Genomic DNA, 12206 nt, shown 5'->3' with positions numbered 1-12206 from the left:
GAAATCCACTATAGTGCATTGCACGACGCGAAAGACCTGCTTCGCACGTCGTTCACCCCGTGTCGTCAACCTACCGACAAGGATTCGTCATGACCTTCGGCATCAGCAAGGATCCGCGCCTCGACATGCATCTGAACAACGGCATGTTCAATGGACGTCCGATCTACATCCATTACACGTCGCAAGCCGGACACACCGCGATCGCGATGCAGCGCTGCATCATGGGAACGCCCAATGCGGCGCGCCGGGGCGCGCGTGCGCAGCCGGGCGTCTATCTCGCCCTGGCGAAAGACGCGATGAACGGCGAGCGCGCGCATCAGACGCTGTTTCTCGGAGCGGACCGGTATCGTCTCAGCGCAACGCATTGCTTCATCTTCACGTTCAACGCCGATCCCTTCCTGTCATCGCAACCCGTCAGCCAAGGGAGCACGGTGGACGAGGTGATCTATCCCGGCAACATCCCGTTTCGCAGCATCAACGTGATCTACGACGGACGCAATCCGTTCCTGTGAGGACCGCTGCGCACGACCGCCGCGCATCGAAAGCACGTCGAACCGGATGCAGGCGCTGCATTCGGCTCGACAGCCGCCCCACCCATCATTGAACGGAGAAACGGCTTTGACCGACTTCGCGAGCCCCAACCTTCCTTCGCGCGATTTCGGCGCGACGTCGCTTTTCTACGGAAAGCTCGGCTTCGTGGAAACGTGGCGGGATGAAGGCTGGATGATTCTCAAACGCGGCGACCTGCTACTGGAATTTTTCCCACATCCCGATCTCGATCCGGCCTCGAGCTGGTTCAGCTGCTGCTTCAGGCTGGACGATGTCGATGCGTTCTTCGAGATCGTCCTTGAGGCCGGCGTGCCGGAGACGACGCGCGGTTTTCCCCGGGCACACCGCCCGCGGCAAGAGACATGGGGGGGAACGGTCGGCGCGCTGATCGATCCGGACGGCACGCTGATCCGGCTCATACAGACCGCCGCCTGCATGCCGCCGTCCGCCTTGCGCGCCGCATCCGGCGGTTGGCCCGCAGGTCGATGCCGCTCGAGCAACGACAGCGTACTGCGCTGAACAACCGCCACCGATGCCGGCTCGAAAGCCGCCGCGCGCTCAGTCCACGCCGAGCGCGCGCCGCACCGACAGCGCGATCCCGTCGGCCGCGCGCCGCACCTCGTCGAGCGACGGAAACGACGGCGCAATCCGCAAATGCCGGTCGTCCGGATCATTGCCGTACGGAAACGCTGCGCCGGCCGGCGTCAGCACGAGCCCGGCTTCGGCCGCGAGCGCGACCGTGCGCTTCGCGTGCCCCGGCGGAACGTGCAGGCTGATGAAGTAACCACCGTCCGGCCGTGTCCACGACACGTCGGGCAGATCGGCGAAGCGCGCACCGAACGCGTGATGCACCGCTTCGAACTTCGGCTGCAGCAGCGTGCGATGGCGCGCCATCAACGCGTCGAGCCCCGCGCGATCGCGCAACGCATGGACGTGGCGCAACTGGTTCAGCTTGTCCGGGCCGATCGTGCGGACCGACAGATGCCGCTGCCACCAGTCGACGTTACGTCGCGACGACGCGAGGAACGCGACGCCGGCGCCGCCGAACGTCACCTTCGACAGCGACGCGAACACCAGCGCGCGATCCGGATGCCCGGATGCCGCGCACGCGTCGACGACGTTCGGCGTCGCGTGCGGCACGTCGGTCAGGTGATGGAATCGGTACGCGTCGTCCCAGAACAGCCGGAAATCGGGGGCCGCGGTCGGCATCGACGCGAGCCGCCGCACCGTATCGGCCGAATAGATCGCGCCGCTCGGGTTGCTGTACAGCGGCACGCACCAGATGCCCTTGATCGACGGATCGTCGCGCACCTGCGCCTCGACGACGTCCATGTCGGGACCGTCGTCGCGCATCGGCACCGGGATCATCCGGATGCCGAGCGCCTCGCAGATCGCGAAGTGCCGGTCGTAGCCGGGCACCGGGCACAGGAACGCGACATCGTGCTGCGTGCGCCACGAGGGCGCATCGGGCAACCCGAACAGCATCGCGAACGCGAGCGCGTCGTGCATCAGCGCGAGACTCGCATTGTCCGCGGCGACGACCTGCGCCGCGTCGACGTCGAGCAGCGCCGCGCCGAACGCGCGTGCTTCCGGCAACCCGAGCACATGCCCGTAATTGCGGCAATCGAAGCCGTCGTGCGACACATGTCCCGCGTCGCCGGCCGCCGCGAACAGCGCGCTCACCAGATCGAGCTGCTCGGGCGCGGGCTTGCCGCGCGACATGTCGAGGCGCATGCCCAGTTGCCGGAATTCGTCGTAGGTGTTCGGCATGACGTCGGTCTCCCGCCGCGCTTGCGGCCGCGTGAATGAATGCAGCCAGTATGCAAGCCGTTCGGCGATCGGACAAACGCGTTGTTTTGAATGCTTCGATCAGATTTTCTGATGCCGTCGAGCGTAACCGCCGCCTTCGCTCACCGCGTGATGCTCACAACTGCGACTCGATCGGCAACAGCCCGAGAAACCAGATTTCCATCCGGCGCGCCGCCGACACTTCGGGTTCCGTATCCAGTTCGGTCGTCGCCCCGTCCGCGGCGGTCTGAATCCACTTGAGCCGCCCGTTTCCCGCCGGATCGGTCCTCGGTTCGACGCGCCACGCGATCTGGTCGAGCCGCGATGCCAGGTCCCCCGCGACGTCGGACGCGATCGCCGGACTCTCGCAATACACGCCGATTTCCGTGTTGAGCTTCAGCGAACGCGGATCGAGGTTCATCGAACCGATGAAGATGCTCGTGCGGTCGAACACGTACGTCTTCGCGTGCAGCGACGCCCGCGACGTCCCGAAGATGACCTGCTTCGAAATGCTCAGGTCCCCGGACGGCCGCCGCTCGTACAGCCGCACGCCCGCGTCGACGAGATCGCGCCGATAGCGCCGGTAGCCGGCATGCACGGCCGCCACGTCGGTCGACGCGAGCGAGTTGGTGAGCACCGTCACGCGCACGCCGCGCGCGGTGAGCGCGCGAAGCCGCTCGACGCCGTCCTTGCCCGGCACGAAATACGGCGACACGATCAGCAGTTCGTGCTCGGGCTGCAGCGCGAGCGCGCGCAGCTTCGGCATCAGGTGCCCTTCGCTGTCGTTCGGCGCATGCGCGATCTTCGACGGATCGTCGTACAGCACGGTCGCATGCCCCCAGGACAGTTCGGTGCCCTTGCCATGAATGATCTCGTCGAGCCGCCGCCTGGCCTGCAGCACGTACGGATTGTCCTCCATGGCCCGCAGGTAGTCGCGCAACCGTTCGCGCTCCTCCTCCAGCCCGCCCGGCGCCGCGTCGTGGCCGACGAGCGTGTTGATCGGGTACGCATACGGGGAATTCCAGAACGTATCGAATTCGGCCGAGATGTCGGTCACGACGGGACCGTGCACGACGACGTCGAGATCCCCGAATTCGAGCATCGACGACGCGCCGAAATACTCGTCGCCGATGTTGCGGCCGCCGACGATCGCGGCCTGGTTGTCGGCGATCATCGCCTTGTTGTGCATGCGCCGATTGACGCGCGCGAATTCGAGCGCCGCGCCGATCTTCTTGAACGTGCGGGTGGCGACCGGATTGAAGAGCCGGATCTCGATGTTCGGATGCGCGCTGATCTCGAGCAGTTTCCGGTCATCCGCGTTCGTGCCGAGATCGTCGAGCAGCACGCGTACGCGCACGCCGCGATCTGCCGCGCGCATGACTGCGTCGGCCAGCTCATGCCCGGTCAGGTCGTCGTGCCAGATGTAGTACTGGAGATCGAGCGAACGGTCCGCACGGTCGGCCAGCAGCACGCGCGCGTCCAGCGCGTCGACCGGATCCCGCAGCACATGAAACGCGTCCTCGCCCGGGTGGGCGTCGGCCTGCGGCCGGAATGCGGTGCCGAGGCGCGTGTCGGCGGTGTCGGTGATCGCGTGCGTCGGTGCGCGGTCGGTCAGCGGCGGAAGGCTCGCGCACGCGACCAGCGCCAGCAGCGAAAGCATCGCACTCAACGAACGCAGCGTGACCATGTTTGCCGTCCCCTCTCCCGGGCAATGCGTGTTCTTTTCCATCGACCGTACGTGTCGAACGACGCACAGCATACCTGCCTGTGCACGCGCTGACGAAAATCACCGGAAGCTCATCGTGTAACCCGAGCGCGCTGTTCAAACCAGGACATCGCGTGCGGGCACGCCGCCTGTCGCTGATTTCCTCACGCGATCACGGCAAGAAGTACGCCACGTTCGCGGCCTTCAACCCGCCGCTCAACGCCCGATCGGAAGCCCGGTCGGCTCGATCCAGCCAAGCCAGTAAGCGAGAAGGAGCGCCAGGAACAGCGTGATCGACAACCCGACGCGCGCCGCGAGCGACCACGCCATGCGCTTGGTCGTCCCCCGGTCGTGATTCATGAAGTACAGCGCGGAAATCAGGCTGCCGATAATCAGAACGAATGCGACAGCAACCAGTAGGGTCTTCATGTTCAATACCTTGCGAGATCAGAATCAGCTTGAATCACTGCGGCGAGCTTTCGCCGCTCGGCCGCGACATCGTCAACACCCGTCGCCGGCCAGTCCAACGCGACGCCGTTGGAGAGCGAATCGCGAACGAGCGTCTGATAGTCCCAATCGCTGATCCGGCCATGCTCCATTGCGTTCGCGATTTCGTGTCGGAATGCAGAAGGAAAGCTCGCGTATGCATGTGATAGCGCCGCATACTGCCTTGCATCGATTTCCTTCGAGGACGGCATGGCGGCCCAGATGACGACAGCCACGATTGCGGTGAACGGGATGGCGGTGTAGCGCAGAATGAATTTGATCGGGGTCATGAAGCGGTAACTTGTGTCATTGCGAACTCAGCGCGACCGGCAAGCGGTCAGGATGCCTCGCAGCAGGTCGACCGGCGGCGGCGGACATCCGGGAATCGTTACGTCGACCGGCAAGATCGACGAGACCGGGCCACACACGGCGTAACTGTCGACGAAGATACCACCCGTGCACGCGCATTCGCCTGCGGCGACAACGAGTTTCGGGCTGGGTGTCGCGTCGTAAGCGGCGAGCATGGCGGCACGCATGTTCAGCGTCACGGGCCCGGTGACGAGCAGCAGGTCGGCGTGGCGAGGGCTCGCAACGAACTTGATGCCAAGCCCTTCGATGTTGTAGTACGGGTTGTTCAGTGCATGGATCTCCAGTTCGCATCCATTGCATGAACCCGCATCGATCTGCCGGATGCACAGCGCGCGCCCGAGCAGATCGAGAATGTCCTGGCGAATCTGCCGCTCCTCGTGACGCCAGGCCTCTTCTACCATCGGCGCCGCTTCGGTGGGAAATTCGGCTGGGAAATCGGTGTGCCAGAATTGTCGGATGAGTTGCCACATCAGAGATCATGCCCCGCGTAGTTCAGGTTGAACGACTTGTTGATCAGCGGGAAGTCGGCAACGATGTTGCCGATGATCGCATGCTCGAGCGCCGGCCAATTCTGCCACGAAGGGTCGTGGCAATGGCATCGGGCGATGACCTCGCCTGGTGCGATATCGAGCGCGACGAACACGTCCCCCCGCCAGCCCTCCACCCAGCCCACTCCTTGCGAGGGCGTCGTTGCGGGCGTCACGTCGACGGCGATGGGGCCATCCGGCAGTTCGGCCAGCAGCGCGCGGATCACGCGCAGGGATTCGTCGATTTCGGCGAAGCGCACCGCGACCCGTGCGGCGACGTCGCCACGCGCGTCGCCGGCCGCCTTGATCGCGATGTGGTCATACGGAGCGGGTCGCAAGTTCGCGCGCACATCGAACATTCGACCGCTGGCGCGGGCTGCCAGGCCGCGCACGCCGAAATGTCCGGCCACCGCGGCGGTCAATTGACCCGTGCCGAGGAATCGATCCTGCAGTCCGGATTGATCTTCATAGATTTTCCGCATGACATGGACTTCGCGTTCGATGCGTTCGCCTTGCTCCGCCAGTGCCGCCGCGTCCTCGGCGCGAACATCGACCGCCACGCCGCCGGGCACGATCCGGTCCATCAGGTATCGATGGCCGAATATGCGCGCATTCGCCCGTATACAGTCTTCCTTGAGTCGCGAGAACTGGGCGAGTCCGAACCCGAACCCGGCATCGTTTCCGAGCGCGCCAAGATCGCCGAGATGATTGGCGATGCGCTCGCGTTCCAGCATAATCGCGCGCATATGGAGCGCGCGCTTCGACAGCGCCGTGCCACAGGCCTGTTCGAGCGCCATGCAATAGGCCCACGAGAACGCGACGGTCGAGTCACCCGCAATCCTCGCGGCAACCCGATGACCGCATGACGCCGGGGTTCGCTCGAACAGCCGCTCGACGCCACGGTGGACGTAGCCGAAACGCTGTTCGAGGCGCAGCACCTTCTCGCCGACGACCGAGAAGCGGAAATGCCCGGGCTCGATGATGCCCGCGTGGATCGGCCCGACCGCGATCTCGTGCACGCCGTCGCCCGCGACCTGCACGAACGGGTAGTCGGCCTCGCTCGACTCGAACGCTTCGACGCCCGTCGCCTGCTTTTGCAGCGGGAAATAATCGTCGGGCCAGTTGCCGTGATTGAGCCACGGCCGCGTATCCTCGGCGCCCCGGGCCCGCAAGCCGGTCAGGTCGAAAATCGCCCGTTGCATGCGGGTCGCGTACGCGAAAACGGGAGCGAGATCGGGATAGTCCCCACGGCCGTCCTGACTGCACCCGGTCGCGAGGCGCACCCACAGTATGCCGTCGTCGCATTCGTACGCCGCATTCACCGAAAACGCGCGCTCGACTGCTTCGCTGCCCCACATCGCGACGAGCCGGCACTGCTCCGATTGCGCCGTCCGCGCAATCTCGAGCCACCCCGATTCATCGGCGTCAACGATTCCCGCGGAAATCTGGCCCACGCCGCGCATGATGCGGGTGGCGGCAATCTGCATCGATTCGAGTCGCATTCGTCACCCCGCCAGCATCGCCGCGGCCTGGCGATACCACATCGCCAGGTACGGCGGGACGTAGAGCCCGAGCATCAGCCCCACCCCCAGGTGCATGAATACCGGCAGCAGCGCGGGGCGATGCTCGAGCGGTTTCGCCGTCGTCGTTCCCCCGAACACCATTCGCTGCACGCGCGCGAAGATCGCCGCGAATGCGACGGCGAGACCGAGCAGCAGCAAGGGCGCCGTCCACGGCATCGTGTTCATCGCGGTCGTCAAGATCAGGAACTCGCTCGCAAACACGCCGAACGGCGGCAGGCCAAGAATCGCGATCGTGCCGACCATCATTCCCCAGCCGACCGCCGGACTGACCTGCAGCAGCCCGCGTATGCCGTCGATCGCTTGCGTGCCGGCCTTCTGTGCGGCGTGGCCGACCGCGAAGAAGATCGCCGACTTGACGACGGAATGAACGGTCATGTGCAGCAGCCCGGCAAACGTCGCGACCGGGCCGCCGAGCCCGAATGCGAACGTCATCAGCCCCATGTGCTCGATCGACGAATACGAGAACAGCCGCTTGACGTCCTTCTGCCGGAACAGCGAGAACGAGGCAACCAGCACCGACACGAGCCCGAACCCGACCAGCAACCGGCCCGGCAGGCCATTGCCGAGTGCGCCGTCGGCGAGCACCTTGCAGCGCAGCACCGCATACAACGCGACGTTCAGCAGCAGCCCGGACAGCACCGCCGATATCGGCGTCGGGCCTTCGGCGTGCGCATCCGGCAGCCAGCTGTGCATTGGCACGAGTCCGACCTTCGTGCCATAGCCGACGAGCAGGAACACGAAGGCGATCGATACGATGGTCGGATCGAGGTGCGTCCTGACCGCGGCAAGGCTCGTCCACAGCAGCGCATCGCCGTCGGTCAGCTGGCGGCTCGCGGCGAGATACAGCAGGATCGTGCCGAACAAGGCCTGCGCGATGCCGACGCCGCACAGGATGAAGTACTTCCAGGCGGCCTCGAGGCTCGCGGCTGTCCGATAGACGCTGACGAGCAGCACGGTCGCGAGCGTGGCGGCCTCCATTGCGACCCACAGCACGCCGAGGTTGTCGGTCAGCAGCGCCAGGAGCATCGCGAACATGAAGAGCTGGTACATGCTGTGATAGAGCCGCATTCGCGTGGCCGTCATCCGGCCGCGGGCCTCCTCGACCTGCATGTACGGTTGCGAAAACAGCGACGTCGTCCAGCCGATGAATGCGGTCAGCGAGACCAGGTAGACGTTCAGGGGATCGACGAAAAACGCCCTTCCGAACGCGAACGACGGCCCGTGTTCGACGGTGCGGGCAGCGAGTACGAGCGTCGCCGCGAACGTCATGAAGCTGAAACCGGCATTCAGGTTGCGCGCGACATGGCTGGGCCGCACGAGCGCAAGACATGCGGCGGCCACGAGCGGAATGCCGAGCACGGCGAGCACGACGTGGGCGTCATTCATCTTTGAGTTTCTCGAGGTGATGGATGTCGAGGCTGTCGAACTGCTCGCGGATCTGGAACATGAACACACCCAGAATCAGGATCCCCACCAGCACGTCGAGCCCGATGCCGAGCTCGACGATCATCGGCATGCCGTTGGTCGCGGCCGTTGCAGCGAAGAACAGCCCGTTCTCCATCGACAGGAAGCCGATCACCTGCGGAATCGCCTTCGCGCGGGTGATCATCGCCATGAACGACAGCAGCACGCATGCGAGCGCGATCCCGAGCGCGCCGCGCGCGACCGACGTCGCGAGCTGGCTGATCGGCGCCGCCACGTTGAAGGCGATGATCACGAGCACGATGCCGATCAGCAGTGTCGTCGGCACGTTGATGAGCGACTCGACGTCGGCCTGGACGTCGAGCCTGCGCACGAGCCGATACAGGATCCATGGAATCAGGCCGACCTTCAGCACGAGCGTCATCGCGGCGGACACGTACAGGTGCGCATCACCCGTCACGAAACCGAGGATCAGGTTCGCAGACACGAGCGCGACGCCCTGCAGCGTATAGAGGTGGATCAGCGACAGGATCCGGCGCTGGCTCAGCATCGCGAACGACAGCATCAGCAGCACCGCCGCGAGGAAATTGATCAGTTGCGTCGCGTAGCCGTGCATTCACGCCCCCAGCAGCAGATGGACGAGCATGCCGATCACCGCAAGCAGGAACGCGGTCGCCAGGAACTCCGGGGCGCGGAAAATCCGCATCTTCGCGTTGGCGGTTTCGACCACGGCGAGCGCGGCGCCGCCCGCCATCAGCTTGACGAACAGCGCCGGCACCGCGAGCAGCAGCGCGAGCGGACTGCCCGCCTCGGCGATTCCCCACGGCATGAAGAGCGCAAGGCCGATGCACGAGTAGGCAAACAGCTTGAGGCTGGCCGCCCATTCCATCAGCGCGAGGTGCCGCCCCGAATATTCGAGGATCAGCGCCTCGTGGATCATCGTCAGTTCGAGGTGGGTGGCCGGGTTGTCGACGGGCAGCCGCCCGTTTTCGGCGAGCGATACGAGCGTGAATGCAATGCCCGCGAAAGCGAGGCTCGGATAGATCGTGAGCTCGCCGCGGCCGAGCGTCGCGACGATGCTCGTCAGCAGTGTCGACTGCGTGATCAGCGAGGCCGACAGCAGCACCATCAGCAATGCCGGCTCCGCGAGGAAACCGATCAGCATCTCGCGGCGTGCGCCGAGCGTGCCGAACGCCGTGCCGACGTCCATCGCGGCGAGCGACAGCGCGACGCGCGCGAGCGCGAACAGGCCGACGAGCGCGATTGCATCCGCGGCGGGCGACATGGGCAACTCGGTCGACAGCGTCGGCACGATCGCACAGGCAAGCGTCATTGCCGCCCACACGACATAGGGCGCGCCGCGAAACACCGGACTCGCGCCGTATGCGACGACCGACTCCTTGTTGAACAGCTTGTGGAGCATCCGGTACGGCTGCCAGATGCTGGGTGCACGCCGGTTCTGCAGCCACGCGCGGCACTGGTTGACCCAGCCGGTGAGCAGCGGCGCGGCGGCCAGCGCCACGACGATCTCGAGGGTTTGCGACAACACGCCGGATACGGTTACCATCGTCTCACCAGCATCAGGAGCAGGATCAGCACGGCGAAGCTGTAGGTCAGGTATACGGCAATCTTGCCCGTCTGCAGGCGGCCGGCCCATTCCGCCATGCGTTGCGTCAGCGCCGCGACGCGGTCGTAAAGCGCGGACCACGTGCGGTCGGTGACCGAGACCCGATACACCGGCTGCACATCGAACGGCGATGGCAATCGCCGCTCGATGTGCAGGAGCGGCGCGAAAATCTCCCGGATCGGCTGCCCGAACCCTTCGGCCGTGTCCTGCATGCGCGCGGTCGTGAACGGGAATCCGCAGCTCCAAGGCGCGGCCCGACGCAGCCGGCCGTGGTAGAAGCGCCGCACCAGCACCCACGCGAATCCGCAGCAGGCGACGAAAAACAGCATGAACACGGCGGGCATGTAACTCGCCCGCGCGGTCGACACGGGCACGAACAGCAGCCAGCCGTGGTTGTCCGCGCCGATACCCGCGCCGACAAGCGCGTGCGTGACCCGATCGAGCACCTTGACGAACTGCGCGGGCATCAACCCCAGCAGCACACCGGCCGCCGCGAACCAGCAGAACGCGAGCCGTTCCCATGTGTTCGCATCGCGTGCGCGCGCGAGTTTCGTTTCCCTCGGTTGTCCGAGGAACACGATGCCGAAGAACTTGACCATCGTGTAGCCGGCGAGCGCGGCCGACATCGCGATCAGCGCGGCCGCGATCGGCACGGTCATCGCGAGCACCGAATTCGGCAAGCCCGGCGTGAACAGGAAACCCTGCAGCAGGAGCCACTCGGCGACGAAACCGCTCAGAGGCGGCAAGCCTGCGCTGGCGCCGACGCCGGCGAGCACGGCCCACGCGGTCCACGGCATGAAGCGGATCAGGCCGCCGAGCTTGCCAAGGTTGCGCTCGCCTGTCGCGTGCAGCACGGCGCCCGTGCCGAGGAACAGCAGACTCTTGAACGCCGCATGCGCGACGATCTGGTAAAGCATCGCAGTCAGCGCGAGCGCAGACAGGCTCGTCATCCCGTATGCGCGGAACAGCACCGCGACGCCGAGCGCGACGATCATCAGGCCGATGTTGTCGATCGACGAATACGCGAGCAGGCGCTTCATGTCGACCTGGATCGTGCTGAACACGACGCCGAGCAGCGCGGTGCCGAGGCCGAGCACGAGCAGCAGCACGCCCCACCATGCGATCTGCACGTGCAGCAGGTCGAACACGGTGCGCAGCAGGCCGTACAGGCCGACTTTCAGCACGAACCCGCTGAGCAGCGCCGATACGGGCGACGGCGCCGCCGGATGGGCGTCAGGTAACCACACGTGCAGCGGGAACACGCCGGCCTTCGCGCCGAATCCGACCAACGCGAACAGGAAAGCGAGCGACGCCCGGAATGCGTCGGGCGACTGCGCGCGCATGTTGGCGAACGTATAGTCGCCGGTGCGCGCCTGCAGAATGCCGAAGCAAAGCAGCAGCGCAAGTGCACCGACGTGCGAGATCAGGAAATACATGTAGCCTGCGCGGCGGATCTCCCCGATCCGGTGGTTGGTCATCACGAGGAATGTCGCGGACAGCGTCAGCGTTTCCCAGGCGACCATGAACACGTAGGCATCGTCCGCGATGAGCACGAGTGCGATGCTCGCGATGCAAACGTGGTATTCGAAACAGATGAGGCCCGGCGCCGCCCCCTCGCCCTTGCGGAAATAGCCGGCGGAAAAGGCGCCGATCCCTGAGCTGACGACGCCCAGCACGAACAGGAAATAGCCGGACAGCCCATCGACGCGCAGATGGAACGGCAACCCGGGCAGCCCGATCGGCAACACCGCGGTGGACGGATCGGCGAAGACGCCCACGAGTCCCGCCGCGCCCAACAGCAGCCCGCCCAGCGCACCGAGCGGAAACAGCCCGTGCGCAACGAACCGCGTGCGATGCAAAACCCCGAGACCCAGCGCGCCGATCGCGAGCCACGCGGCTGCGACCAGCAGGACGAAATGGACGACCGGCACGGGTGCCATCCGGAATGTCTCCAGTACGCTCGAATTGGACGAGGAGCATGGAACGAGCCCGGAATCCCGGGCTCGTTCCGTCCGCATTATGACATCGAAAGGCCAATCCGGATAACAGGACATGATAATCACGTTATCATGTGAGCAACATGTTCGACGAAATTGGGTACCCCTCCGTGCAGATCGCCGGCTGGCGCTGCCCGAAGGCCTCATCCGCCG

The 12206-nt window shown here is 65.4% G+C and carries 11 protein-coding genes and 1 pseudogene; 2 read left to right on the top strand and 10 right to left on the bottom strand.

Annotated features, from left to right (window positions below):
- Positions 1 to 89: 89 nt before the first annotated feature.
- Positions 90 to 512 (top strand): hypothetical protein, encoded by a 423-nt coding sequence (locus ACV229_RS38865; protein ID WP_448088353.1) that lies wholly within the window; start codon positions 90 to 92, stop codon positions 510 to 512.
- A gap of 106 nt (positions 513 to 618) precedes the next feature.
- Positions 619 to 972, top strand: a pseudogene (locus ACV229_RS38860) (bleomycin resistance protein); the annotation flags it as partial.
- A gap of 135 nt (positions 973 to 1107) precedes the next feature.
- Here the strand turns inward: ACV229_RS38860 and ACV229_RS38855 are convergent.
- From ACV229_RS38855 to hyfB, 10 genes are all read right to left on the bottom strand, one after another.
- A complete protein-coding gene (locus ACV229_RS38855; RefSeq protein WP_448088352.1) occupies positions 1108 to 2319 on the bottom strand; it encodes an aminotransferase class I/II-fold pyridoxal phosphate-dependent enzyme in 1212 nt (403 codons plus the stop codon).
- A gap of 154 nt (positions 2320 to 2473) precedes the next feature.
- Positions 2474 to 4024, bottom strand: a complete 1551-nt coding sequence (locus tag ACV229_RS38850; RefSeq protein WP_448088351.1) for a phospholipase D-like domain-containing protein — start codon at positions 4022 to 4024, stop codon at positions 2474 to 2476.
- 234 nt (positions 4025 to 4258) lie between these two features.
- Positions 4259 to 4471, bottom strand: a complete 213-nt coding sequence (locus tag ACV229_RS38845) for a twin transmembrane helix small protein (protein ID WP_448088350.1) — start codon at positions 4469 to 4471, stop codon at positions 4259 to 4261.
- A gap of 2 nt (positions 4472 to 4473) precedes the next feature.
- Positions 4474 to 4818, bottom strand: coding sequence for a hypothetical protein (locus ACV229_RS38840; protein ID WP_448088349.1), 345 nt, complete (start codon positions 4816 to 4818; stop codon positions 4474 to 4476).
- Positions 4819 to 4845: 27 nt separating this feature from the next.
- Entirely contained in the window at positions 4846 to 5367 is a 522-nt protein-coding gene (locus ACV229_RS38835; RefSeq protein WP_448088348.1) for an NADH-quinone oxidoreductase subunit B family protein, read from the bottom strand.
- Entirely contained in the window at positions 5367 to 6926 is a 1560-nt protein-coding gene (locus tag ACV229_RS38830; protein WP_448088347.1) for a hydrogenase large subunit, read from the bottom strand. Before ACV229_RS38830 ends, ACV229_RS38835 begins: the two co-directional genes overlap by 1 nt.
- Positions 6927 to 6929: 3 nt before the next feature.
- Positions 6930 to 8393: a hydrogenase 4 subunit F gene (locus ACV229_RS38825; RefSeq protein ID WP_448088346.1), complete on the bottom strand. Its 1464-nt coding sequence runs from the start codon at positions 8391 to 8393 to the stop codon at positions 6930 to 6932.
- A complete protein-coding gene (locus tag ACV229_RS38820) occupies positions 8386 to 9045 on the bottom strand; it encodes a formate hydrogenlyase (protein ID WP_448088345.1) in 660 nt (219 codons plus the stop codon). The genes ACV229_RS38825 and ACV229_RS38820 overlap by 8 nt, the downstream gene beginning before the upstream one ends.
- Complete coding sequence (locus ACV229_RS38815) at positions 9046 to 9996, bottom strand: respiratory chain complex I subunit 1 family protein (protein WP_448088344.1); 951 nt, start codon at positions 9994 to 9996, stop codon at positions 9046 to 9048.
- Complete coding sequence (gene hyfB, locus ACV229_RS38810) at positions 9990 to 11996, bottom strand: hydrogenase 4 subunit B (RefSeq protein WP_448088343.1); 2007 nt, start codon at positions 11994 to 11996, stop codon at positions 9990 to 9992. Before hyfB ends, ACV229_RS38815 begins: the two co-directional genes overlap by 7 nt.
- Positions 11997 to 12206: the final 210 nt, after the last annotated feature.

The organism is Burkholderia sp. MR1-5-21 (assembly GCF_053427715.1).
This window is presented reverse-complemented; position numbering and strand designations above follow the sequence as displayed.